The organism is Bradyrhizobium japonicum USDA 6, assembly GCF_000284375.1.
Taxonomy (GTDB): domain Bacteria; phylum Pseudomonadota; class Alphaproteobacteria; order Rhizobiales; family Xanthobacteraceae; genus Bradyrhizobium; species Bradyrhizobium japonicum.
This window is the reverse complement of record NC_017249.1, coordinates 4,760,949-4,785,067: the sequence shown is the minus strand read 5'-3', so window position 1 is coordinate 4,785,067 and position 24,119 is coordinate 4,760,949. Positions and strand designations below refer to the sequence as shown.

At 63.6% G+C, this 24,119-nt stretch carries 25 protein-coding genes and 1 tRNA gene; 9 read left to right on the top strand and 17 right to left on the bottom strand.

Annotated features, from left to right (window positions below; translation table 11 throughout):
• Positions 1-28: 28 nt before the first annotated feature.
• Entirely contained in the window at positions 29-499 is a 471-nt protein-coding gene (locus BJ6T_RS22655; protein WP_014494803.1) for a MarR family transcriptional regulator, read from the bottom strand.
• A gap of 147 nt (positions 500-646) precedes the next feature.
• Between BJ6T_RS22655 and BJ6T_RS22650 the strand changes: the two genes are divergently transcribed.
• A complete protein-coding gene (locus BJ6T_RS22650) occupies positions 647-1,843 on the top strand; it encodes an FAD-dependent monooxygenase (RefSeq protein ID WP_014494802.1) in 1,197 nt (398 codons plus the stop codon).
• A 107-nt stretch (positions 1,844-1,950) separates the two neighbouring features.
• Here the strand turns inward: BJ6T_RS22650 and BJ6T_RS22645 are convergent, their stop codons facing one another.
• From BJ6T_RS22645 to BJ6T_RS22630, 4 genes are read right to left on the bottom strand one after another with little or no spacing between them, the layout of a single operon-like run.
• Positions 1,951-3,132, bottom strand: a complete 1,182-nt coding sequence (locus BJ6T_RS22645) for a saccharopine dehydrogenase family protein (RefSeq protein ID WP_014494801.1) — start codon at positions 3,130-3,132, stop codon at positions 1,951-1,953.
• Positions 3,133-3,137: 5 nt separating this feature from the next.
• The gene (locus tag BJ6T_RS22640; RefSeq protein WP_014494800.1) at positions 3,138-4,316 is read right to left on the bottom strand and encodes a saccharopine dehydrogenase family protein; all 1,179 of its coding nucleotides are present in this window, start codon (positions 4,314-4,316) and stop codon (positions 3,138-3,140) included.
• Positions 4,317-4,325: 9 nt separating this feature from the next.
• Positions 4,326-5,108: a DUF169 domain-containing protein gene (locus BJ6T_RS22635; protein ID WP_014494799.1), complete on the bottom strand. Its 783-nt coding sequence runs from the start codon at positions 5,106-5,108 to the stop codon at positions 4,326-4,328.
• A 60-nt stretch (positions 5,109-5,168) separates the two neighbouring features.
• Complete coding sequence (locus tag BJ6T_RS22630; protein WP_014494798.1) at positions 5,169-5,885, bottom strand: YdcF family protein; 717 nt, start codon at positions 5,883-5,885, stop codon at positions 5,169-5,171.
• A 232-nt stretch (positions 5,886-6,117) separates the two neighbouring features.
• Between BJ6T_RS22630 and BJ6T_RS22625 the strand changes: the two genes are divergently transcribed.
• The 3 genes from BJ6T_RS22625 (at position 6,118) to BJ6T_RS22615 (ending at position 8,048) form a co-directional block, all read left to right on the top strand.
• On the top strand, positions 6,118-7,059 hold the full coding sequence (locus BJ6T_RS22625; RefSeq protein WP_014494797.1) for an acetamidase/formamidase family protein: 942 nt from the start codon (positions 6,118-6,120) through the stop codon (positions 7,057-7,059).
• 200 nt (positions 7,060-7,259) lie between these two features.
• Positions 7,260-7,457 (top strand): hypothetical protein, encoded by a 198-nt coding sequence (locus BJ6T_RS22620; RefSeq protein ID WP_007603456.1) that lies wholly within the window; start codon positions 7,260-7,262, stop codon positions 7,455-7,457.
• A 72-nt stretch (positions 7,458-7,529) separates the two neighbouring features.
• Positions 7,530-8,048: a GcrA family cell cycle regulator gene (locus tag BJ6T_RS22615; protein WP_014494796.1), complete on the top strand. Its 519-nt coding sequence runs from the start codon at positions 7,530-7,532 to the stop codon at positions 8,046-8,048.
• A gap of 267 nt (positions 8,049-8,315) precedes the next feature.
• On the opposite strand, the gene BJ6T_RS22610 is transcribed toward BJ6T_RS22615, so the two are convergent.
• Positions 8,316-9,845, bottom strand: a complete 1,530-nt coding sequence (locus BJ6T_RS22610) for a porin (protein ID WP_014494795.1) — start codon at positions 9,843-9,845, stop codon at positions 8,316-8,318.
• A gap of 406 nt (positions 9,846-10,251) precedes the next feature.
• Between BJ6T_RS22610 and BJ6T_RS22605 the strand changes: the two genes are divergently transcribed.
• Positions 10,252-10,758, top strand: a complete 507-nt coding sequence (locus BJ6T_RS22605) for a MarR family winged helix-turn-helix transcriptional regulator (protein ID WP_014494794.1) — start codon at positions 10,252-10,254, stop codon at positions 10,756-10,758.
• 116 nt (positions 10,759-10,874) lie between these two features.
• On the opposite strand, the gene BJ6T_RS22600 is transcribed toward BJ6T_RS22605, so the two are convergent.
• The 3 genes from BJ6T_RS22600 to BJ6T_RS22590 form a co-directional block, all read right to left on the bottom strand.
• Positions 10,875-11,993, bottom strand: coding sequence for an alpha/beta hydrolase family protein (locus tag BJ6T_RS22600; RefSeq protein ID WP_014494793.1), 1,119 nt, complete (start codon positions 11,991-11,993; stop codon positions 10,875-10,877).
• A 309-nt stretch (positions 11,994-12,302) separates the two neighbouring features.
• Positions 12,303-13,274 (bottom strand): SDR family NAD(P)-dependent oxidoreductase, encoded by a 972-nt coding sequence (locus tag BJ6T_RS22595; RefSeq protein ID WP_014494792.1) that lies wholly within the window; start codon positions 13,272-13,274, stop codon positions 12,303-12,305.
• A gap of 145 nt (positions 13,275-13,419) precedes the next feature.
• Entirely contained in the window at positions 13,420-14,328 is a 909-nt protein-coding gene (locus BJ6T_RS22590; RefSeq protein WP_014494791.1) for a dihydrodipicolinate synthase family protein, read from the bottom strand.
• Positions 14,329-14,669: 341 nt separating this feature from the next.
• Here BJ6T_RS22590 and BJ6T_RS22585 point away from each other — a divergent pair, with 341 nt between their 5' ends.
• Positions 14,670-14,909, top strand: coding sequence for a hypothetical protein (locus BJ6T_RS22585; protein ID WP_014494790.1), 240 nt, complete (start codon positions 14,670-14,672; stop codon positions 14,907-14,909).
• A 122-nt stretch (positions 14,910-15,031) separates the two neighbouring features.
• Here the strand turns inward: BJ6T_RS22585 and BJ6T_RS22580 are convergent, their stop codons facing one another.
• Entirely contained in the window at positions 15,032-16,006 is a 975-nt protein-coding gene (locus BJ6T_RS22580) for an alpha/beta fold hydrolase (RefSeq protein WP_014494789.1), read from the bottom strand.
• 121 nt (positions 16,007-16,127) lie between these two features.
• On the opposite strand from BJ6T_RS22580, the gene BJ6T_RS22575 reads away from it, so the two are divergent.
• Together BJ6T_RS22575 and BJ6T_RS22570 are read left to right on the top strand one after the other, a co-directional pair.
• Positions 16,128-16,751 carry a TetR/AcrR family transcriptional regulator gene (locus tag BJ6T_RS22575; RefSeq protein ID WP_028170221.1) on the top strand — a complete coding sequence of 208 codons (624 nt, stop codon included), beginning with the start codon at positions 16,128-16,130 and terminating at the stop codon, positions 16,749-16,751.
• Between the two features lie 94 nt (positions 16,752-16,845).
• A complete protein-coding gene (locus BJ6T_RS22570) occupies positions 16,846-17,121 on the top strand; it encodes a hypothetical protein (protein ID WP_225894897.1) in 276 nt (91 codons plus the stop codon).
• A gap of 1,563 nt (positions 17,122-18,684) precedes the next feature.
• On the opposite strand, the gene BJ6T_RS22565 is transcribed toward BJ6T_RS22570, so the two are convergent.
• The 7 genes from BJ6T_RS22565 to BJ6T_RS22535 form a co-directional block, all read right to left on the bottom strand.
• Positions 18,685-18,762: transfer RNA gene (locus BJ6T_RS22565), tRNA-Pro, on the bottom strand.
• Positions 18,763-18,871: 109 nt separating this feature from the next.
• On the bottom strand, positions 18,872-19,453 hold the full coding sequence (locus BJ6T_RS22560) for a MerR family transcriptional regulator (protein WP_014494786.1): 582 nt from the start codon (positions 19,451-19,453) through the stop codon (positions 18,872-18,874).
• A gap of 24 nt (positions 19,454-19,477) precedes the next feature.
• Positions 19,478-19,819 carry an integration host factor subunit alpha gene (locus tag BJ6T_RS22555; protein ID WP_028152484.1) on the bottom strand — a complete coding sequence of 114 codons (342 nt, stop codon included), beginning with the start codon at positions 19,817-19,819 and terminating at the stop codon, positions 19,478-19,480.
• A 152-nt stretch (positions 19,820-19,971) separates the two neighbouring features.
• The gene (locus BJ6T_RS22550; protein WP_014494784.1) at positions 19,972-20,952 is read right to left on the bottom strand and encodes a beta-ketoacyl-ACP synthase III; all 981 of its coding nucleotides are present in this window, start codon (positions 20,950-20,952) and stop codon (positions 19,972-19,974) included.
• The gene (plsX, locus tag BJ6T_RS22545; protein WP_014494783.1) at positions 20,949-22,010 is read right to left on the bottom strand and encodes a phosphate acyltransferase PlsX; all 1,062 of its coding nucleotides are present in this window, start codon (positions 22,008-22,010) and stop codon (positions 20,949-20,951) included. Before plsX ends, BJ6T_RS22550 begins: the two co-directional genes overlap by 4 nt.
• A gap of 297 nt (positions 22,011-22,307) precedes the next feature.
• On the bottom strand, positions 22,308-22,877 hold the full coding sequence (locus BJ6T_RS22540) for a YceD family protein (protein WP_014494782.1): 570 nt from the start codon (positions 22,875-22,877) through the stop codon (positions 22,308-22,310).
• Positions 22,874-23,449 carry a ubiquinol-cytochrome C chaperone family protein gene (locus BJ6T_RS22535; protein WP_014494781.1) on the bottom strand — a complete coding sequence of 192 codons (576 nt, stop codon included), beginning with the start codon at positions 23,447-23,449 and terminating at the stop codon, positions 22,874-22,876. The genes BJ6T_RS22540 and BJ6T_RS22535 overlap by 4 nt, the downstream gene beginning before the upstream one ends.
• 98 nt (positions 23,450-23,547) lie before the next feature.
• Here BJ6T_RS22535 and BJ6T_RS22530 point away from each other — a divergent pair, with 98 nt between their 5' ends.
• A complete protein-coding gene (locus tag BJ6T_RS22530; protein WP_014494780.1) occupies positions 23,548-24,033 on the top strand; it encodes an outer membrane protein assembly factor BamE in 486 nt (161 codons plus the stop codon).
• The last annotated feature ends 86 nt before the right edge of the window (positions 24,034-24,119 follow it).

Genomic DNA, 24,119 nt, shown 5'->3' with positions numbered 1-24,119 from the left:
ACCGGTATCCACTTCGCTCGAAAACGCTCTAGCGACGAAGCTTCTTGAGCTTGAGATCCGGCCGCTTTTCCGGCGGCGTATCGAGCAGGCCCTTCAGCGCCTCGGTTGCGGCGAGCACACCCTTGTAGCCCTCGGTCGCGAAGCGCAGCAGCAGGCGCAGCTCTTCGTCGGAATAGGCACCAAACACCTTCTCCATCGCCTGCTGCATCGGCACGTAGAGCCGGCCGATCTTCATCGCCGTCTCGGGCACGACGGAAATGAAGACCTTGCGGCGGTCCTTCTCGTCCCGTTCGCGGCGCACCAGCCCGGCCTTCTCGAGTCGGTCCACCACGCCGGTGATGGCGCCCGTCGTCAGCCCCGTGACCTCGGCAAGCCGGCCCGCGGTGACGCGGCCCTCCAGGTACAGGATGTCCATGCATTCGAGGTCGGAGTTGGCAATTCCGGCAACGTTCGCAACCGTTTGGCCATAGAGCACGCCCTGTGCGGACGATCGCCGCATCGCCTCCTCGAGCTCCTGCAACAGCGCCGCGCGCGCCTTCGTCCTTGACAAGGCCGACCTCATATCTTAGTCGATATATATCTTAGCTACTAAGAGATTTAGCAACCGTAATTTCTCCTAGCACCACGGAAACGTCGGGAGCAAGCCATGTCCAACCGTCCCCGCAAAGCCCTGATCATCGGCGCCGGTATCGCCGGCCCTGTCGCCGCAATCCTGTTGCGCCGCGCCGGCATCGAATCCGCGATCTACGAGGCCTGGCCCTATTCGAAAGGCATCGGCGGCGGCCTCCAGATCGCACCGAACGGCATGCATGTGCTGGACGAGATCGGGCTCGCGAACGAGCTGATCAGCCGCGGCTCGATCGCCGAATCCTTCGACTTCTATTCGCAGAGCGGCGAACGGCTCGGCTCGATCAACCGCGACATGGCGCGGCGCTTCGGCCAGCCGGCCGTGAACGTCTGCCGCGCCACGCTGAACGAAATCCTGATCGACAAGGCCTGGTGCGCTTGCGTCTCGCTTTATTTCGAGAAGCGCCTGATCAAGATCGAGGACCGCGGCGACCAGCCGATCATCGCCTACTTCTCCGACGGCACCACGGCCGAAGGTGACTTCCTGATCGGCGCCGACGGCGTGCACTCGGTCGTGCGCCGCCAGGTCGTACCGGACGGTCCGCAACCGTTCGACACAGGACTGATCGGGTTCGGCGGCTTCGTGCCGCACGCCGTCCTCGATGGCAGGCCGATCGGCCGGCACGTCGAGACCACGTTCGGCAAGAGCGGGTTCTTCGGCTATGGCTATTGCAGCCCGGATCCGAACGACGGCGTGATGTGGTGGAGCACGCAGCCCGCGCACGGCATGGACGCGGCGATGTTCCGCGCGCTCGACCACGCGACGCTCAAGCAGCATCTGCGCGGCTTCCATCACGGCTGGCACGATCCGATCCCCGACATCATCGACGCGGCCGAGAACATCGTCGTCACCGACACGCTCGACGTCGCAACCTTGCCGACCTGGTCGCGCAAGCGCTCGCTGCTGATCGGCGACGCCGCGCATGCGACCAGCCCCCACGCCGGCCAGGGCGCTTCGCTCGCGCTCGAGGATGCGATGCGGCTCGCGCGGCTGATGCAGGAGGGCCAGGAGCTCGGCGCAACCTTCCAGGCCTTCGAGGCCGAGCGGCGGCCGCGCACGGAAAGGATCGTCGCGATGGCCCGCCGCAACGGCAACAGCAAGCGCGAGTTCAGCGCCACCGGCGCATGGGTCCGCAATCAGATGATGAAATGGCTGTTGCCGCTGGGATCGAGGAGCATGGAGTTCATGTACGCGTATGATGCGCGGGCGGCATAGGCCTCCGCTGCCGTAGGGTGGGCAAAGGCGCAAAGCGCCGTGCCCACCATCTCTCCGTGATAGCAAAAAAGGCGTGGGCACGCTTCGCTTTGCCCACCCTACGGAAGCTACGCCTGGGTTTCGATCTCAAACCTCAGCCCGGCGTGATCGACCAGCCGCTTGATCAGCTTGTGCTGCATCGCTGCGCCCGGCGTCCAGAGACCGGCCGGGACATCAGGCGTGTCGCGCAGCAGGCAGATCGCGCATTCGGAGACCATCTTCGCCGTTGAGGCATAGCCCGGATCGAGATCGCCCTTCACCGCCGCGCGCACCTGACGGCCGTCGGGCGCGATCGCGACATAGAGCAGGTCGTAATGACCGTCATCGCGCTCTTTCTTCGACGGCCCCTCGCCGGGCTTGAGCGCTTTGGGGCCGGTCTTTTCGCTGTTGGCGGCCATGACGAGCTTCGCGTTGGCCTGCCCTTCGTCCCCCGTCCCCGTCAGCACCATCTCGTCGTAGACGAAATCCCGGCCATACGGGAATCCCATCAGCATGTTGGAGCGATGGACGTTGCGCGTGTTCAGCGTCGCCATAGCAAACGGGGCGGACCAGGATTGCAGGTCTTGCTCGAAAATAGGCTTGTTGCCGCGCGGCTGTTTCGGCCCCTCGAAGCCGGGCGTGAATGCGAAGGGGTCCTTGAGGATCGACACCAGGCTGAGATCCTGCGCGACAGCTTCGAAGGTGACCCTCGCGCTCGCCGAGGTGCCGCCGGAGAACTTCCAGCTGAGGTCGCGGACGCGCCCCTTGACGCGCGGCACTGGCGCTCCGAATACGCGCCGGGCTTCCTCCTGCACGAAGAACGCACCGAGCTCGAACGGGATGGAATCGAAGCCGCAGGAGAACATGAAGCGCGCGCCGCTCGCCCTGGCTGCCGCCTCATGCTTGTCGATCATCTGCTTCAGCCAGATCGGCTCGCCGCAGAGATCCATGTAGTCGGTGCCCGACGCGACGCAGGCGGCAAGCAGATCGGAACCGTAGAGCTGGTAGGGACCGACAGTGGTTATGACCAGCTTCGCCTGATCGACCATCGCGCGCAACGACGCAGGGTCGGCTGCGTCCGCCACGATCAGCGGCGTGTCCGCGGGGGCGCCGATCGCATCGCGAACGGAGGCGAGCTTGTCCCTGGTCCGCCCGGCCATCGCCCATGTCGGCGCGCCGTCACCGGCGTAGCTTGCAGCGAGATATTCGGCGACGAGCTGGCCAGTGTATCCGGTCGCGCCGTAAACGACGATGTCGAACTTCGCGGACACGGACCTTACGCTTCCACTCCGAACGTCAGCCCAGCATTGTCCCGCAGGCGCTTGATCAGCTTGTGCTGCATCGCCGCGCCCGGCGTCCAGAATCCCGCCGGGACGTCTGTCACATCGCGCAACAGGCACATCGCGCATTCGGAGATCATCTTCGAGGTCGAGCCGTAGCCGGGATCGCGGTCGCCGGTGACGCCGGCGCGAACCATGCGGCCGTCGGGCGCGATCGCGACATAGAGCAGGTCGAAGCGGCCGTTCTCCCGCTCTTCCTTCGACGGCCCCTCGCCCGGCTTCGGCGCGTTCGGACCGGTCTTCTCGGCGTTGGCGGCCACCACGCGCTGCGCGTTGGCTTCGCCCTTCTCGCCGGGCCCCGTCAGAACCATCTCGTCGTAGACGAAGTCCTGACCATAGGGAAAGCCCATCAGCATGTTGGAGCGATGGACGTTGCGCGTGTTGATCAGCGCCATCATGAACGGCGCGGCCCAGGACTGCAGGTCCTCCTCGAGCAGCGACCTGTTGCCCTTCGGCTGCTTCGGGCCGGTGAAGCCCGGCGTCAACGCGAACGGATCGTTCAGGATCGCGATCAGGCTGATGTCCTTTGCGACCGCATCGAAGGTCGCCTTGGCGCTCGCCGCGGTGCCGCCCGAGAGCGTGCCGCGCATGTCGCGCACGCGGCCTTTCACACGCGAGGCCGGAGCGCCGAACACGCGCTTGGCCTCTTCCTGCACGAAGAACGCACCGAGCTCGAACGGCACGGAATCGAATCCGCATGAGAACACGATACGCGCGCCGCTCTCTTTGGCGGCCGCCTCGTATTTGTCGATCATCTGCCGCATCCAGATCGGTTCGCCGCAGAGATCGAAATAATCGGTGCCGGTGGCGACGCAGGCCGCGAGCAGTTCCTCGCCATAGAGCTGATACGGGCCGACGGTGGTGATCACCGACATCGTCTGCTCCGCCATCGCCTTCAGCGAGGCCGCGTCCGACGCGTCCGCGACAATCAGCGGCGTATTCCCGGGCGCGCCGATCGCATCGCGTACCGACTTGAGCTTGCCGAGGCTGCGGCCCGCCATCGCCCATTTGAGCGTGTGGTCGCTCTTGTAGTGCTGAGTCAGATATTCGGCGACGAGCTGGCCGGTGAAACCGGTCGCGCCGTAGACGACGATGTCGAATTTCGCTGAGCTCATGATCGACCTTTACTTCTTCGCGTAGCTCACGCCCATGCCGGCGCGGACGTCGCTTTGAATCCCATAGGGCGGAATCGGATAGCGCAGGCCGTTCTTGGCCAGCGCCTTCATGCCCTCGATCGCCTTGGCGAGATGCGAGGGCTTCAAGGCCATCAGCATCTCCTCGTCCGGCACGCCGCCATAGCGCCGTTCGGCATAGCATGGCAAGGACAGGCTGGGCTCGCCGGTTTTCAGCGCCCGCCCCCAGGAATCCGCGCAGGCGGTCTCACCGACGACGCCCCATTCGAACTTCTTGTAGCCGGTATATTGCAGCCCGTTGATCAGGATGATCATCTGCCCCGGCGTTGCATAGACCAGGCAGATGTCGGGCGGATCGAGCCGACCGCTCGCGAGCGGACTGACCGCAAGCGCCTGATACTGCCCGAACGGAACCACGTCCAGCGCCTCCTGGCGCTTGCGCGCGTCCTCAGCGGTGCCGTGCCAGACCCCGACATAGTTTTCGCCGGCGAGCCATTTTTCGTCCTGCGGCGCAAGCCCGATCACGGCGCGACACTGCGCACCGACAAGATCGTCGGCCGTGATGCCGACCGTCCAGCCCAGACGTGCAGCCATGCTGACGATCTGGTCGGTGGTGTGGACCGCGCTTGGCCGCCGGATTTTCGGGATCGCCTCCATGTCGGCGGTGCGCGCGAACAGCTTCATGCCGATCACAGTCGTCTTCAGCCGCAGCAGGCCGTTGAGGTCGGCGACGAGGCCGGCAAGATCGATCCTGTCTGCGCTCTGCTGCTGCATGGCATCCTCCCGACCGGCGATCGCGCGCCGGTACTCTGTTCTTGTTTTGCGACTCTCGTTTTAGTCCTTGCCCGGTCCCGGAAGCAACTCGCCGGTCCGCCCCATGATGCGAGACGCCAAAAGGCCGATCCATTCGCGCACGGCGACGTCGGTCTTGCCGAGACCATCGGCCCCGTTGCGGGTGAAGGCAAACAGCCCGTCGCGCCCGCCCATCCGCCAATCCACCGGATAAGCTTCGACATCGAATCCGGCCTTGCGAAACATCCCCATCGCGCGCGGCATGTGGAAGGCCGACGTGACCAGAAGCCAGCGTTCGCCCGGCTTGGGCGTCACCAGCTGCTTTGTGAAGATCGCGTTCTCCCAGGTGTTGCGGGAGTCGCGCTCGAGGATCAGGCGCTCCTTCGGTATGCCCAGGCTTTCCAGGATCGGCGCGGTGTAGTCGGCCTCCCTCGCCCCCGTCGAGACCAGGTTCGGCGAGCCGCCGGTGAAGACGATACGCGCGTTCGGATAGCGCCGCGCGAGCTCGGCCGGCGCCAGCATGCGATCGGCCGCGTGCGCAACCACGGGCGTGCGATGCGCCGCCGACAGATCGGTGTCGATCGAGCCGCCAAGCACGATGATGCCGTCGGGGGCGCCCCGCGACGGGTCCCACGCAGGGAAACGCGACTCCAGCGGATAGAGCAGAAGATTGCCGATCGGCGAGAACGCGACCAGCGCCAGCAGCACCAGCGTGGTCACGGCAAGCTTGCGGCCGACCGCAGCAAACCGCGTCGCCATCAGCAGCAGCGACAGGATTCCGAGCTCGATCAGGAGATTGATCGGCAGCAGAGCGGTGCCGAGGGTCTTGGAAAGAACGAAATACAGGGGAGCCTCGCTGGAATGATCGTGCCGGGCTTGACCGGCCCGTCCATCTTCAGAAATCTTCTTGAAAGAGGATCGATCGCCCGGTCAAGCCCGGGCATAACAGGTTCTCATGACGAGTTCTGATGAAACCGATTGGACGCGGCCAATGACCCATCACCACCTGCATTCAAGCCCCGAGACCTGCCATTGGGGCTTCTTCGAAGCCGCGCTCAAGCCCGCCCTCACCGTCAAAAGCGGCGATGAGGTGACGGTCGACACCATCAGCGGCGGGCCCGACATGCTGCCCGACCGCAACAAATTTCACATTCCGCCGGAGATGTTCGAGGTTCACGCCAGGAACGAGCGCATGCTGCCCGGCCACATCCTCACCGGCCCGATCGCAGTCGAGGGCGCCGAGCCCGGCGACGTGCTCGCAGTCGAGATCCTCGACGTCCAGCTCCGGCAGGATTGGGGCTGGAACATGATCAAGCCGCTGTCCGGCACCCTGCCCGACGATTTCCACGAGACGCGAATCCTGAACATCCCGCTCGACCGGTCGCGGATGGTCGGCCGCATGCCCTGGGGCCTCGATCTGCCGCTCAAGCCGTTCTTCGGCGTGATGGGCGTCTCGCCGCCGCCGGCCTGGGGCCGCATCTCCTCGCTCGTGCCGCGCGCGATGGGCGGCAATCTCGACAACAAGGAGCTCGGGGCCGGTGCGACGCTGTATTTGCCGGTATTCGTCCCGGGCGCGATGTTCTCCTGCGGCGACGGCCATGGCGTGCAAGGCGACGGCGAAGTCTGCGTCACCGCGATCGAGACCGCGCTCCAGGGCCGCTTCCGCCTGACGCTGCGCAAGGATCTCAGGTTCGACTATCCCCGCGCCGAAACGGCGACGCATTACATGACCATGGCGATGGACCCCGACCTCGACCAGTGCGCAGTGCGCGCGCTGCGCGACATGATCGTGCTGCTCGGCGAGACGCGAAACCTGTCGCGCGAGGACGCCTACACGCTGTGCAGCCTGGCCGCCGACCTGCGGGTGACGCAGACCGTCAACGGCTGCAAGGGCATCCATTGCATGATCGAAAAGGCGATCGTGCACGGCTAGCCGCACCCGCCTGCCCGACCCCGTCTCCACTCCGCCGCCGCTCGGCATCCCGCGCGGCGCGCGGAGCTGCGCCCGATTTCCCCAGCGATTCCAATGAGCTGAAACACCGGTCTTGCCCGGATTTGACTCCGACCCCTGAACCTAAATAGAGTCTTAATAGTTACTTTTATGTACCCGAGTAAGAGGCTAGCGTTCGGGCCATGGCCACCGAAAAAGCCGAGACTGACCGCATTCCCGTAACCTTGGCGCTCTCGACCATCACCTATCTGGAGAAACTGGTGAGACAGGGCACCCACGGCACCAGCGTTCCCGGCGTCGCACGCACACTGATCGAGGAAGGCATCCGTCTCGCCATCAAGGACGGGCTTCTGTCGATTCGCGACAACGGCAGAACGTGAGCACGCGCCGGACGTGAGGCGGACGGATCTCGAGAGGCGGATGGCCGACATCTGCAACCTGGGACCGTTACAATGCCTGTTCTCTCACCAACTTCTTCGCCGACTGCTTCTTCACCGACTGCTTCTTCACCGACTTGGACCAACGAACGAATTGAACTTCTGAAGCAGCACTTCGAGGCCGGCCTCACCTGCAGCGAGATCGCTGCCGACATCGGCGTCAGCCGCAACGCGGTGATCGGCAAGCTGTCCCGGCTCAATCTCACGCGCGGCAGGACGAGCGACGAGCGCAAGCTCGAGCGGAGCCTCGCGCCGCGGCGCGGGACGCGAGCCGTACCGCGGCTGCAATATGAGATGCTCGCCACGATCTACGGGGACACCGACACACCTGTGGTCGCGGGTCCAATCGACGATGCCAACCGCTGCTCGCTGCTGGAGCTCTCGGAGAACCGCTGCCGCTGGCCGATCTCGACGCCGGGTGCGGACGACTTCTGCTTCTGCGGCAATACCGCGCCCGACGGCCAACCCTACTGCGTCGGCCACAGCCGCCTCGCCTACCGGCCGAACTCGCGCGCCCGTGTGATGCGCGGCTGAAGGAAAATCCCAAAATGAAGAACCTCCGGCGGGGCATCGCCGGAGGTTTCTGGAGGCTTAGCATGAAGCTAAGAGCCGCGACTTTCGTAATCGGCTGAAAACAAGATAGCTGATCAACTCAGGTAAGTAAATAAATTTGAGGGCGATCGAATCGCATAGCTCGTCTTCGTCGTTTGCAACGTGTTACCGGATTTCCGAAGTCAGCTTTCATGAAAAAGCCCCGGCGGTTTCCCGCCGGGGCTCTCTCAGATCGGAACGGACTTGAGCTTACCAGTTGCGCTGGGCGCGCAGCAGCAGGCTGTAGGTGTCCTGGTCCTTCAGCTCGTAGGTTGCCGCAGGCTTGGCAACCGACGTGAGCGTCGGGCTGGTGATCACGCCCGAGTACTTCTGGTCGAGGTGGCTGTAGGTGAAGTCAGCCGAGAAGGTCAGGTTCTTCACCGGCGTCCAGCGGGTGATGACACCGATCTGGCCGATGTTGAAGTCCGGGTTGCAGGTGCCGGTCAGGGTCGCGAACGCGGCGCTGCCGCAGATCATGGACTTGGCCGTGCCGCTGTAGTTGACCGCAGCCCACGCGCCGTAGAGCGCCGTGTTCCAGTACGGGCTCCAGTTGTGGGTGTAGGCACCACGGAAGCCGTAGGTCTTGGTCAGCTCGAGCTGGCCGTTGGGACCGAACACCGCGTCAGACACGCCGGCAAAGCCGATGCTCTGATACGCGCTGCCCGAACCGCCGAACATCGAGTAGCTGGTCGCAGCCAGCTCCTGGAAGTTGTAGCGGCTCGCACCTTCGGTGTAGACGCCCGAGATGTTGATCACGTCGCCGGCGCCGGTCGGGATGTTCTTGATCTGCAGAGCGAGCTGCACGGCCCAACCCCACTTGTCTTCCGGATGACCGGTGACTTCCGTCGCGCCGTAGTAGGCGACGTGGTTGTCGTGCGCGGCCACCGACGCCTGGAACAGGCCCCAGGCCTGGTCGACACGGACCATGGCGACCAGGTCGGGAGACCGGGTGCCGCCAAAGTCGCTCGAACCGTAAGCGCCGCCGAGAACGCCGGAGGTGGTTATGCCCGCGGTGTTCCAGATGTTGGTCTGGAAGGCCTGGGTCTGATCCTGCGCCGAGAACGCAGCCGTCACGCCCTGGCCGAAATCAGCGGTGTAGGTGAACTGGGCAACGCCGTTGGTGGTGCCGCTGCCGCCGACGAGCTGGTCGAAGTTGTTGCCGGGATAGTTGATCCAGGGCGCGTCGAACTGCGACACGGCCTTACCCATCGTGAAGCCCGCGAACTGGATGAAGGCGTAGTAGACGCCGAGCGTACCGCCCGAGATATTGCCCGCGTTTGCGTTGTTCGGCGCAGACACCCCGGTGCTTCCGAGTTGTGAGTAAACGGTCGCACCCGGCGTCGTGCCGCTTCCCGTCGTGAAATCGGTCGTCCAGGTGAACACGGCGTCAAAATAAGTACGAACCACGCCGTACTCGGTCGCGGTACGGGTATCGATGTTGAGGTCTTCGCGGGCGCGCGCCGAGTAGTAGTTGGTCAGGCGGTTATTCGAGGCGGAAACACTGTTGTAGGAGCCGCTGTAGTTGCCGCCGGCATTGAGCGCGACTTCAGCACGCAGATAGCCGCCGAGCTTGATGCAGGTATCGCTGCCCGGGATGTAGTAGAAACCCGCGCCGTAGAGCGTGCAGATCTTCACGTACTCGACCGCCTTGGCCTTGACCGGAAGATCGGCCGCCTGGGCTCCACCGACGGCGATCAGACCCGCCGCAGTGCCGAGCAAAAGGCTCTTCACCACTTTCATATAAAACCTCCAAGTTGCTCATTTTACGGAGACCGGACCGTGAGGCCCCCCAGATCCCCGTCTTTTCAAATCCGCTCGGCCGCTTCGCGCTTTTGGACACACCCGCATCGACGCGAGGGACGTGAGCGAACCACCTGCAACGGGACGATCGAGTACCCCCACCGTCACGCGTCAATATGCCTGCGCCGTTCCACTAATCAAAATAGTTTATTAGCTCACCTTTGTTGTTTCACTAAACCTGTGCCCCGCGCGCAACACTGCGGGCGGGGGAATATGCTGAGCTGATCATCTTTGTAATTTTAGTGACAAAATTACCCTGCTCTGCACTTGCGTCAGGGCAGACTTGCGTGGACTATGGCCGTGCAAGACACCGGCCGGAAAAGAATCAGATCACGGGAGTGACGCTGTGTCAGCGACGAGGAAGGAAGGAGCGCGCCTCCGCTCCATCGGCAATCTCGATATCATCAGGCGTTTCACCTGGGAGATATCGTCGATCAACATGTACCTGGAGGAGTTGCGTCAGTTCTGGGCGAGAACGCTGGGCATCAGCGGTCCGCAATGGCTGATCCTGATGGCGATCTCCGACCTCGACAAGGACGACGGCGTGCCCGTCAACGTGGTCTCCAAGCTGCTCCACGTCGATCCGTCCTTCGTCACAACCCAGTCCAAGCTGCTGGAGAAGAAGGGCCTGCTGCGCCGGCGGCCCTCGCCGACCGACGCCCGCGTGGTGCGGCTGTCCCTGGTCGAGAAGACGCAGAAGCACATCGCAAGCCTCAACGAGCAGTACAAGACGATCCGCGAATTCGTCTTCCAGGAATTCGACGAGACCGAACTGACCGAATTCACCGGCAAGCTCGCGACGCTGAAGACCAGGCTCGAAAAGGCCTGCGTCAGGATCTCCCTCGACTACTAGAGCATGATCCGGAAAAGTGCGAAGCGGTTTTCCGAAAAGATCATGCCCAAACAACAACCTGAAGCGCGATGACGATTCATCTCAATCTCATCGCGCTTTAAGACAGCAGGCGGCGTTCAGATCCGCCGCCCCGTGGCGCCCAGTTGCGATTCCAGCCAGTCGAAGATGTATTCGTTGGCAAGGCTGGGATTGTCCGCGTGGGCCTGCGCCGCGCCGGTCTCCTGCGCGGTGAACACCTTCAGCACGATGTCGGAGCTGCCGAGTCGTGACTTCTGCACGATCTGGCGCGCCCGGTCGGCCTTGAGCCAGCCGTCCTCGCCGAGTGTGATCAGCACCGGACAGTCGGCACTCGAGGCCATCAACGGCGCCGACGGCACCGGGACGATGCTGAGATCGCTCATCGCAAAGCGGCTGGCGAAGAAGGATCGTTCGTGCAGGTCCCACAGACCGCCGTCGCAGACGGCAGCGGCGAGCCTCGGCTCCTGCAACACCGCGCGCGCGACAAAGGAAGAGCCCCACCCGTCGGCCACGATGGCAACGCGATCGAAATCGACGTCGCCACGCGTCTCCAGATAATCCATGACGCTGGCAATCGAGCTCTCGAGGTCGCGGCGCTGCAGGAGCGTGTCGGTATAGTCGTCACGCTGGTCGCCGAGCAGATCCAGCGCGAGCATCGACAATCCGCGCTCACGCGCATGCGGCGCGAGCTTGAACAGGAATTCCTCCTTGCGGTGTCCGGGCTCGCCGATGCAGATCACGGTCGGAGCCCGCTTGCTGCCCGGGGACGCAGGCAGGAAATAGCCTTGCAAAACGTGTCCGTCGTCGGCCCAGGGAATCGTGACGACCTCGCCAGCCGGACCGCGCGCAGTGAGGAAACGGCGCGCACATTCCTGCATGGCGAGCACCGCGACCCAGCGGCGCTCGTCGGCCTGGTCCAGCGGCATCGCGGCCGCGCCGTAGTAGTTCATCGCCCGCAGCCAGTTGCGCTGCGCGGTCGCCATGTGGCCCTCCGCGAACGCCGCCTCGGCACGCTGCCGGTTGGCTTGCGCCAGCCGCTTCCACTCGCGGTGCCAGGACTGCTCGCCGCCCTGCTTGAGCTGCCGCGCGATCATCAGGCATTCTGCGATGGTGGCGCCGCCCTCCTGCGCCGCGGTGAGGAGCCGCGTGAATTCAGCGGAAATATCCTCTCTCTCCGGGCAGAGGATCCAGTCGTCGGAGAGGCATGCGGGTATCATCGGAGCTACGCTTTATGATGGCGTTACCCCTGATTGACTAAACTATTTTGGTTCACCAACCAAGCTGCCGTGCGCCGAATGAGACCCGTTTCACATCACCATCGCTTGAACATTGCTTGAACGATCGGGCCTGTCGCATGCGTGACATTCCAAATCGTCATAAGGCGTCGGAAATTGGCAAGAGGTGGCACGTAAAGTTACCTGCGTAACATGTAAATTACCTGCGTAATAATACGTCCGCACCTCTTGCCATGATGGTCGTCATACCTACATAGGCGGACGCTCGTTGACAGTCTCAGTCAAACCGACTCAACCGAGCCGCCAGCCAACTTCCTGCGTAAAGCTTTCATAGAAGGCACGGTCATAGGCCTGCTCCGGCGTTGCGCGCACGCGTCCGTCAAGGCGCTTTGCGTCTTCGCCCACAAGAATGCGCCACCGCTCCGCCTTGACCCCGTCGAGGATGATCTTCGCGGCCTGCGCAGCCGTCGTCGGCGCGTCCTCGAGGAAGCTGCGGGCGCGTTCGGCGAACGCAGCCTGGATGTCCTCGTCCGACATCTTGTCAGCATCCGGCACGCCGGCCGCGACCATGCGCTTGCGGGTCAGCGCGACCTCGTCGGCATTGAGCCGCTCCGACCCGTCGGCGCTCTGCACCTTGCGCGAATTGGAGACGATCGAGGTGCCGATATGGCCGGGCATCACCACCGAGCATTTGACATGCGGTGCGTGCAGGCGAAGGTCGTTGATCAGCGCTTCGGTAAATCCTTTCACCGCGAACTTGGCCGAGCTGTAGGCGGTGTGCGCCTGGTTCATCCCGATCGAGGCCCAGAAGCCGTTGACGCTCGCGGTGTTGACGATGTGGGCCTCATCCGCCGCCACCAGCATCGGCAGGAAGGTGCGCACGCCGAGATAGACGCCGCCCCAGCAGATGTTGAAGGTACGCTCCCACTGCTCGCGCGTGTTGGTGAACAGGCTGCCGCCGCCACCGATGCCGGCATTGTTGAACAGGAGATGGATCCGATCGGTCTTCTGCTGCTCGGCGAGCTCATCGCGAAACCGCTTGAGATGATCCTCGATCGAAACGTCGGCGACATGGGTCGTGACCCGCAGGCCCTGCGGCAGCTTTTCGACCTCGCACAATCGCTTGGTCTCGGCCATCGCGGCCTCCGAGACGTCGCACATCGCGACATTGCAGCCCTCCGCGACGAGCTGCCGTGCGAGCTCGCGTCCCATCCCCGTGCCGCCGCCGGTGATGACGGCGATCTTTCCTGCAAAATCCTTCATGGGACTTCGGTCCCTCCCCTTGTCGGTATGTTTCTTCACAGCTGGCGCCGCGCATCGCGGCGCGCGCAAAATGTAGCAGCGCCGCATCCGCAGGTAAAAGCGGATCGGCGCTGCCATCTTCACATCAGTTATTTCGGCCCGCGGACTATTCGGCCGCTTCGACGCGCACCCCGTCCAACGCGCCGAGTGCCTCCAGCGCCTTGCGGGTGGCGGCCTGCTGCGCCGGCGAGGCCTCCGGCATCGGCGCGCGCGGATAAGTCTTCGGCAAGCCCTGGAGCGTCTGGGCGTAACGCGTGCAGGCCGGCAGATTGTCGGCGATAACGGCGTTCCACAGCGTCAGCAGCTTCTTGTGCAGGTCGAGCGCGCGCGGATGGTCGCCCGCCTTCACCGCATCCCACAGCGCGACGGAGGCATGCGGCGCCGCGGTCAGGATCGCGGCGATCGAGCCATGGGCGCCGAGCGTGTAGGACGGATACATGAGGGCATCGACCGCGCTGTAGATCAGCTTGTCCGGCGCCATCATCATGAGATCCGCGAACAGCTTGAGATCGCCCGCGCTCTGCTTGACGCCGACCACCAGCGGCACCTCGGTCATGATCCGCACCAGCAGCGTCGGCGACAGATAGGACCACGGCACCACGTTGTAGATGATGATGGGCATGCCGGTCTCGTCCGCCATGGCGCGGAAGTGCGCGACCATCGCCTCGTCATCGGGCTTGAACAGATAGTGCACCGGCGTGACCTGGAGTGCCGCAACATTCATGTCGCGCACGAGCTTGCCGCGGCGGATCGCATCGCGCGTGGAGTCCACGATGATGCCGGCGATCACGGGAATGCGTCCCTTCACCGCCTCGACCGTCGCGGCCATCAGGTCGCGATATTCCTCGTGATCGAGCGTGTGGCCTTCGCCGGTCGACCCGCCGGCCGCAACGCCATGCGCGCCCGCGCCGATCATCCAGTCGACCTGGGGCGCCACCAGCCCCAAGTCGATCTCGCCGTCCTTCCGGAACGGCGTCGTCATCGGCGGGATCACGCCGGTCGGTCGTGCCTTCATGGTCTGCCCTCGCGTTTCCTTTGGTTCTGTGGCGGTCCCGCTCTTTTGACGAGTATCCGCCCGCTTCCGAGCCTATCGCCTGCGCAGGCCTTGTGAAGGGGCGGTTCGCGCGGCGCTGCCCCCACAATCGCTCATTCCTGCGATCCTCCCGCGCCCTTTTCCTTGGGGATTCCCCGTATTTGCCCGGCTTCGGTTTATGGGCAATTTTTTACAATCCGAATCACCAAATGGGGATGGACGCTGGGTCGGGTCGGCCAGGCCAGCGTGTTGTTTGTGTCACAGGCTCTGGCACTCCGCTTGCATCCTCTTCGTGGTCTGAAACTACCGATGAGGTGACTGGAATGTTCGTGACCGTGGTTGCCGTGCTCTGCCGGCTGAGCGCAGCCAGCTCAGGCAGTTGCATCGAGGAAATCGTGACCGACAGCAACATGACGCCCGAGATATCGATGATGCAGTGCGCGATCGGCGCACAGGCCCCGCTTGCCAAATGGATGGGCGAGCATCCGATCTATCACGCCAATTGGCGCCTCGAGCGCTACAAATGCGTGCCGGGCCACTACGAGATCAAGGGCCACGCCTAAGGCCCCGCAAGACTACGGATGAGGAAACGCCCCGGAGGCCGCCTGGTCTCTCCGCGCGGGAACCGCTAGCGCCAGACCCCATTGCGGCGGCGCGCCTCTGTGACAACGATCACGCCCTTCCTTTAAGCCACTGCACGCAGAATGATCGCACGCGCCCGTCGCCCTTCCGGCGTCGGCATCAGCGCGAAATTGTGCGGCTGGTCACGGAGCAGATGCAACTCGACCGCCACGCCCGCCGCCCTCGCCCGCTCCGCGAGATCGACGCTATCGGGATAGAGAAGGTCGCGCGTGCCCGAGAAGATCGTCATCGGCGCCAGCGCGCGGAAGGCGCCGTTGAGCGGGCTGACGAAGGGATGACCGACATCGAGCTCGCCGGCATAGAGCCGCCCCGCCTCGATGATCCCCGGAATGTCCTGGATCGGATCGCGCGCCGCGATCTCGACCTGCTCCGGGCGGCTGACCGATGCATCGGCCGCCGGCGAGATCAGCATCATCCGGCCCGGCTGCCGATGCCCGCGGTCGCGCAGCCACTGGCAGGCGGCGAGCGCCAGGCTAGCTCCGGCGGAATTGCCGACCACCGTCACCTTTGAGGGCCCGGCATCCTCCAGCAGCATCCGCAACAGCTCGGCCGTCGCCGGCACGACATCCTTCGCTGTCGCGCGCGGCGCAAGCGGATAGATCGGCACGACGCACACGATGCGCGCCTTGCGCGTCATCTGGGCGACAAAGCGCCAATGCGCCGGCACGATCTCGTTGATGAAGCCACCGCCGTGCAGGAACATGACGTGGTTGCAGCCCTCATGGCCCGACGACGGCGCCGTGTAATAGACCGGCCATCCGCCCATCTTGGTCAATGTCACCTCGACGCCGCGGCCCAGATTCGGCGGCTCGAACGAGACCGGTTGCAAGGCGAGCTTCTGGACATGCTCCTGCACGGCCTCGGCGGACGCGAGCTGTTGCTTGTACGGAAGCTGCCGCAGGAGCAGGTTGAGGGCACGGCTTTGCAGGCTTGGCGCGGGATCGCGCCGGGCCGGGGCGCCGAAGACGCAACCACCCGGACAGAACTGCAAGGCCGACACGATTCTGGCAACGCTCATGGCCACATCCCCATCTGGCTCTTTCGACACGGCGACAAAGAGGCTTGCCGACCCGCCGCCACTTGCGGATATAATGCGAGCATTCACTCGCTTTTCCTACTCGCATTCAGATCACAAGGCCGTGGCCCGCAAACCGCCGACAAAACCCCGGAAAAATGCCTCGCAGGAGCGATCCCGCGCCACCGTCGACGCGTTGGTCGAGGCAACCGCTCGCATTCTGGTCCGCGAAGGTTTTGAGAAGACCAGCACCAACCGCATCGCCGAAATCGCCGGCGTCAGCGTCGGCTCGCTCTACCAGTATTTTCCCAGCAAGGAGGCGCTGGTTGTCGCTGTCATCGATCGCCACAACGACGAGATCATGAAAATCGTTCGCGCCGCGTTCGTCGAGGTCGCTGACATGCCGATCGAAAGGGCCGTGCGCCGCCTCGTCACCGTCGCGATCGAGGCCCATCACATCGACCCGGACCTGCACCGCGTCCTCGCCGAGCAGATTCCACGCTCCGGCCGGCTCGCCGAGGTCGAAGCCTTCAATCACGAGGTCCACGGCCTCGTCCGCACCTATCTCGAAAACCACCGCAAGGAGATGCGCAAGATCGATCCAGGACTGGCAGCCTTCATGTGCGTCAGCGCGATCGAGGCAGTCGCGCACAACACGGTGCTGAACCCGGCCGAGATGCTGTCGGAGAAGATGGTGCGGACGCTGGTGGACGAGACGACGCGGATGGTGGCGGGATATTTGAGGTAGTTTGCGAAAACGTCGCCTCATGTGCGCTCGACGCGGGAGAGCGGGCATCCTGCCAAGCAGTTGATTGATCTGCGGGCTGCATGGAGCCGAGCCCATGGCCATGAGTTTTCCATTTTTGATGGCGATGAATTCAGCTTTCCAATTGAGGACAAAACATATGCCCAAGAAAAATTGCCTGATAGTCCATGCCGCCGGAAGACAGCTCGACCTACTGCGCGGAGAGGCCTCCCGCATTGCGAAGGCGAACAAGGTCGACTGGTGGATCGATCGTGCCGACGTCGGCACACTTTTTTGCTTTGAAGACGCAAATGCTACAGATGCCTTCGCTCGCACCTGCGACGACTTCGGAGTCCGATGCCAAGACGGCTAGCTCAAAAACCCCGCCGACTTTGTGAGCCGGCGGGAGTTGAGTGAATACCTACGAAAACCGGCCCATCGCCAAACGCGCGTCGGACGGTGGGGCCGTTCCGGGTGGATGGCGAGACCTTGAGGAGGTCCAGATTCGCCACAGACCGATTTTTCAATCTCTCCCTTGGAGAGTCGTTCCTCAGACACCGCGATGCCAATATTTTTGTGATCTGGCGCAAAAGGAAGGCCCCAGCCAATGGGGAAGACTGGGGCCTTGACAGGCCTTGCGATGGATCACACGCAAGACCGATCGCTGGATAACTGCAGGAGCGCTCGTTCCTCCTGCGGAACCAATCTCGACCCAAGTTGGCTGCAACTCCAGATGAGTCGCGAGAGCCAGCATTCCAGCAGCCAAATCGGGGCTAGAGTGTGTCCGAAGTTGAACTAGACCCGGGCGAAACCAACGTGCTGAAGCCGCTATCCAAGTCGAGTGTTTCGCAAATCATCGATTCTTCGTAGGCCGAACCCGCGGCGAGCGACTAGGGCGCGTGGGTGAAGATATCCACTCGTCGATTTCGTCTGGCTCTACTCGCCACGAAGGTGAGACGCCATCGGCTGTCCGGGCTGTGACACGGTATCGGCGCTTATGCAGCTTGGCTGCCAAATTCTTCGCGCCATCTTCGTCTCGACATTCAATAGAGAAATTACCGTAACAAACAACCCAGCGCTTTCGACTCACTTTTCGTTTGGATCGCGCTGAACGCTCCATCTAAGGGACCCCGTGAGTCCCCAGGCCCGTCCCAATATCAATACTCCATTCTTACCAAACCGTTTAAACCTGTCCGCGACCTCGCCAAGGGCGGCGGACTACCACCACCCTAGCAACCCCGATCTCGCGTCCACAGGTGGTCGTCCGGTTGGATCATGCCTGCGAAGCCATTGACGGTCATTAGGCGCACCCACCGACCATGCGACGCGCGCAACGACTCCGAGAGCAGATTGTGTCCATCGGGGCATCGTGTCCCAAAGGGAATTCACGCCAGCGCTAGTCGTCGTTGAACTTCAGGAACCAACGGCCCAACACCAGGACATTCGGTAAGTCGCGCTGTCTGATCTAGTTCAATGGTTTCTTTTGGCGTCCCCCGACGCTCAGGACAAAAGTTGGAAGCACCAGGCCGAGCACCTTCGCAACCGGGAGGTCGGCTACCGTGAAACTCGCGCGGCGCGGACGCTGCTTGCTTGCCGTCAGGACAGGTTACACATCATAGCGCGGGGAGAAGACAGCTCCGCTCAGGACGTCGCGCCTCCCAGATCCCTGCGACGCAATGCATTGAAGCAGCTGTCGTGAATATTCCCCCGTCTCACAGGCTGGCATGGTGACATCATGCTCCTGTTTTGCCCGACGCGTCAAATCGATTCGGAAAAACATAATTCGCCAATGACTTCGCTACTGTGCATGGGGTTGTTTTCGACATTTTAATTTTCCGCCCCAGAAGCATCCGCCCGCTACCGGTCGTCGCGCATGCGACACACCGCGGGAGCAGGCTCCACGCCGACGGTCAATCCACCGATGAGTTGGAAAAAATGGTCGGAGCGAGAGGATTTGAACCTCCGACCCCTAGTCTCCCAGACTAGTGCGCTAACCGGGCTGCGCCACGCTCCGAACGTCGTTCCATTAGCTAGGATCGCCGCTTTGCGCAAGGCGAGGTCGCAGCATTTTGGCGTCCGTGCCCACAGCCCCGGAACTGCCGGCCAAGCTCGCGAAAGCGCCCCTAGCCGTCCTTCAGCGCCTGATCCAGCATCTCCCGGCACGCCACGAGGTCGGCGAGCACCCGTCCGAGCCGCTCCCGGTCGATGGCGCTGGGCCCGGCAGGTGCGGCGGGAGTGCCGCCCTTGCGGAAGGTGGTGAGGATGTCCTCGTCGTCGACCTCCGTGAAGCGGAAGTCGATGCCTTCCTCCTCGTCGCCCTGGTAGTCGTCTTCATCGGCATCCGTGACGCCCTTGATGAGCGCCTCGTCGTCGTCCGGCTCCATCAGGCTCTGGCCGATGGCGTCCTCGATGGCCCCGAACGAGACCGCGGCCGCGCCGTCGGCGAGGCCCTGCACCGACTTGACGCCGTGCTCCTTGAGGATCCGCTGCACCCCGCGGATGGTGTAGCCCTCCCCGTAGAGCAGGCGGCGGATGCCCTTGAGCAGGTCGACGTCGTCGGGGCGGTAGTAGCGGCGGCCGCCGCTGCGCTTCATCGGCTTGATCTGGGAGAATCGGGTCTCCCAGAACCGCAGCACGTGCTGCGGAATGTCGAGTTCCTGCGCTACTTCGCTGATGGTTCGGAACGCATCCGGCGCCTTGTCCAAATGCCAAATCCTTCGCGCAGGCGGTTACGCCTCGGGTTGAGCCTTGCTGGCGTCGCCATTGCCGCGATGCTGGGTGTTGATCCGCTGCTTCAGGATCGCCGACGGCTTGAACACCATGACGCGGCGCGGCGAGATCGGAACCTCGGTGCCGGTCTTCGGATTGCGACCGATACGCTGACCCTTCTTGCGGACCATGAAGGAGCCGAAAGAGGACAATTTCACCGTCTCGCCCTTCTCGAGGCAGTCGGTGATTTCCTTCAGGACGAGTTCCACGAACGCAGACGATTCCGTGCGCGACAAGCCCACCTTCTGGTAGACGGCCTCGCAGAGATCAACACGCGTTACGGTTTTGCTTTGGTCGGTCATCGCCCTGCCCCACATCACGGCGAACAATTGTTGTCTGAAATTATGAGGTTACGATACGGCGGTCAACAGCGCTCATCAATGCAGACGCATCGATAATCGCGGCTGATTCCGGCAAAATTTTATCGATTGTGGCTCTACCAGCGATTGTGGCTCTACCAGCGCACCAGCGCGGAGCCCCAGGTGAACCCGCCGCCCATCGCCTCCAGCAGAACCATGTCGCCGCGCTTGATGCGGCCGTCCTTGCGCGCCACCGACAGCGCCAGCGGGATCGAGGCCGCCGAGGTGTTGCCGTGGCGGTCCACCGTCAGCACCACCTTCTCCGGCGCGATGTGGAGCTTGTGGGCGGAGGCGTCGATGATTCGCTTGTTGGCCTGGTGCGGCACGAACCAGTCGATGCTGTCGGCGTTGAGCCCGGTGGTCTGGAAGGCGTCGACGATCACGTCGGTGATCATGCCGACCGCGTGCTTGAAGACCTCGCGGCCCTCCATGCGCAGATGGCCGACGGTCTGGGTCGAGGACGGACCGCCGTCGACGAACAGCTTTGCCTTGTGGCGGCCGTCGGAGCGCAGGTGCGTGGTCACGATTCCGCGGTCGGTCGCAGCATTGCCCGGCTGCTCCTGTGCCTCCAGCACCACCGCGCCGGCACCGTCGCCGAACAGCACGCAGGTGCCGCGATCGTTCCAGTCGAGGATGCGCGAGAAGGTCTCGGCGCCGATCACCAGCGCGCGCTTGAAGGCGCCGGTGCGCAGGAAATTGTCGGCGGTGGCGAGCGCGAACACGAAGCCCGAGCACACCGCCTGGAGATCGAACGCCGCGCCATGATTGATGCCGAGCGCATGCTGCACTGCGACCGCGGTTGCGGGGAAGGTGTTGTCAGGCGTCGAGGTCGCCAGCACGATCAGCTCGATCGACTGCGCGTCCACGCCGGCGTCGCTGAGCGCAGCCTGCGCCGCCTTGATCGCCAGATGCGAGGTGAACTCGCCCTCGGCCGCGATATGCCGCTCGCGAATGCCAGTGCGCTGCACGATCCATTCGTCGGACGTGTCGATGCGCGCCGCCAGCTGGGCGTTGGTCACCACCTGCTCCGGCAGATAAGAGCCGCAGCCCAGCACGACCGAACGAATTTGAGTCACGAAACATCCTCCGGCGCGGTCTGCACGGAACTAAGTGCACCACCCTCGCGGTTGAGCATCTGATTGATCTTGTTCAGGAGATCGTAGTGAGCCATCTCATAGCCAACATCGATCGCATAGGCAAAGCCTTCGGCGCTGATTCCACCGTGGCTCTTGACCACCAGTCCATTCAAACCCAGGAACACGCCGCCATTGGACTTGTTCGGGTCCATCTTGTCGCGCAAGGCCTGGAAGGCGCTGCGTGCAAAGAGATAGCCGAGCTTGGACAGCCAGCTCCGCTGCATCTCGTTGCGAAGTAATTCCGCCATCTGCCGGGCGGTTCCCTCGGCGGCCTTCAGGGCAATATTACCGCTGAAACCTTCGGTGATGATGACGTCGGCGAGCCCCTTGCCGATGCCGTCGCCCTCGACGAAGCCGATATAGTCGAGCTCCGGCAGGTTTCTGGCACGCAGGATTTCTCCGGCCTCGCGGATCTCCTCGTGCCCCTTGATCTCCTCGGTCCCGATATTGAGCAGACCGACCGTGGGCCGCTTCTTGTCGAACAGCACGCTTGCCATGGCCGCGCCCATGAGCGCGAGCGAGACCAGATGGTGTGCATCGCCGCCGATGGTCGCACCGAGGTCAAGCACGACAGACTGGCCACGTTTGGTCGGCCATATTCCGGTGATCGCCGGGCGGTCGATCCCCGGCAGCGTGCGCAGGTGGAAGCGCGACATCGCCATCAGCGCGCCGGTATTGCCAGCGGAGACCGCGACGTCCGCCTCGCCCTTCTTGACCGCATCGATGGCGAGCCACATCGAGGAGGTCCTGCGCCCGCGCCGCAGCGCCTGGCTCGGCTTGTCCTCCATGCTGACGGCGACGTCGGTATGAATGATCTTCGAAGCGGCTTTCAGCGCGGGATGCTTCTCGAACTCGGGCTCGATCTTGGCGCGGTCCCCGACCAGCAGGAATTCGATCTCGCGATGCCTCTGAAGCGAGATGGCGGCGCCTGGAATGACCACGGCGGCGCCGACGTCGCCCCCCATGGCGTCAAGCGCGATGCGAACCTTGCTTAGCATAAAAGTCCTGGAAACCTGGTCTGGTGCGGTCTTGAACGAGCGGGGCCGCAAATGGATTCGCCATGGACATGGCGACCGGCCTAGCGCCACGCCGCGCCCGGACCGGGGCGCGACAATAGCGTTTTGTTATCCCGAAACAACCTCTTGCCCCCAGCCTTTTGCATTCGGGCGATCTGCGGGCGACAGCGCGATTTCAAAAGAAACATATCGAAATCAGATAGATAAGCCGACCTTTCAACCGAGTCCCGCAAGCGCCTCGCGCCCCGTAGCAAAGCGGGTCTTACGGGGAATGCCCAGCTATTTGCCTTTCTTCCTGTCCTGAAGGGCCTTCAGCGCCGCGAAGGGATGGTCCTCCGGATCGAGGGCGGTGACTTCGGCCTCGAATACGGCTCCCTCCTTGCGAGGATAGGGATCGACCGCGAGAAACACCGCGTCGGTCGCGATCCGGCCGAGGTCGATGATTCCATTGACGATCGCCTCCGGCGGATCGATCACCTCCGGCGGCTCCGCGTCGTCCTGCCCCTCCTCGATCAGGTCGGCCATCTTCCGAACCTCGGCTTCGGGGGCAAACACCAGGTCCACCTCCTCCTCGATCTCGTTCTCGATCGGATCGAGGGTGACCACGCAGATCTGGCCGATCCGGGCCCGGACGCTGCCCGTGACCTGGAAGCGGCCGCCGCTTTTCGGCACGATTTCGAGGTCGGCCTGGGCGGAAAGGACCTCGCGCAAGCCCGCAACCTCGGCCATGGACTGCCGCTCGATGGCGGAGGCCTCGAGCTTGCGATGCAGGCCGGTGTCGGGAATCTGCGCGACAATGACGGGAGACCGCCAGGGATCGGGTCTGGATTCGGCGTTCGGTCGGCTCATCGCGTGATGTCCTCAGTGAGCGCTGGAGGATACTTGAAAGACGCGCGCAGCAGCGTGGCCTCGTCGGTCCGGCCAAGATCGGCCTCGGTGGCCCGGGCGTAGGCTGCGAGCCGCCGCGCCTGGTCCATGCCGGTCCCATTCAGGATATTCTTGCAGATGGCGGCTGCCAGCGCCTCGCTGCCAGCTTCGATGGCCTGATCATAGGCCTGGACGCGACCGTAGAACGCCTCGCCGAAGGCCCGCATCCGCTTCGGCACGGTCTGGTCGCCGATCCCCATCTCGCGCAGATTGTCGTCCATGTCCTCGCAGAAGCGGTCGAACAGCGCCTGCGACAGCTCCGTGGCGCCTTGGTTGACGGCTTGGTTGACGCTCTGGACCGTGCGCAGGCGTCGCAGAAGCAGCCAGAGATGCAGCAGCAACAGGTCGAAACGCCCGTTAACCGTATCGGGCACGCCGAAGTCGCGGTAAAATATGGGTTCTCGCGCCTGCGTCACGATCATGCCATAGATGGCTTCAATGGTGCCGCGCGGGGCTTGCCGGGGTTTCCTGAAGTGATTGAACGGCCAAACCATTGTGGGTTCCGCAAGCGGGCGTGCGCGTGTTGCAATTGCAGTCTCCGCCCGGTACTTCAGCGCCTCGCGCGACGCAAGGGGACGGAATCAGTTCCACTATGACGATAACGAACCAGACCAGCCTGCGCGCCAACAAGCCGCGCGGCCTTCATGCACGCTGGCGCGGTTTGCGCATGCTCGCGGCCGTCGCTCTGGTCGGCGCCGCCCTTGCCGGCTGCACCGGCGAGCAGTTCCAGAAGGGTTACATCCTGCCGCCCGGCGCGCTGGAGCAGATTCCGATCGGCGCGAGCCAGGACCAGGTGCTGATCGTGATGGGCACGCCGTCCACGGTCGCAACCCTCGACGGTGAGGTGTTTTACTACATCTCGCAGCGCTCGGAGCGGATGGTCGCCTTCATGAACCAGAAGGTGGTCGACCAGCGCGTCATCGCGGTCTATTTCGACAAGAATCGGCGCGTGCGCCGGCTGGCGAATTACGGCCTTCAGGACGGCAAGATCTTCGACTTCATCAGCCGGACCACGGCGACGTCGGGTCAGGAGATGAGCTACCTCGCGCCGCTGTTCAAGCTGCTCAGCTTTAACTGAGTCTTCAGCCTGCGGCGTCGTGCCGCCCTCCGCGCGGCACTTGCCGTCGCGTGCGGCTTGCCGTTGCCCGCCCGGTTCCATACGCT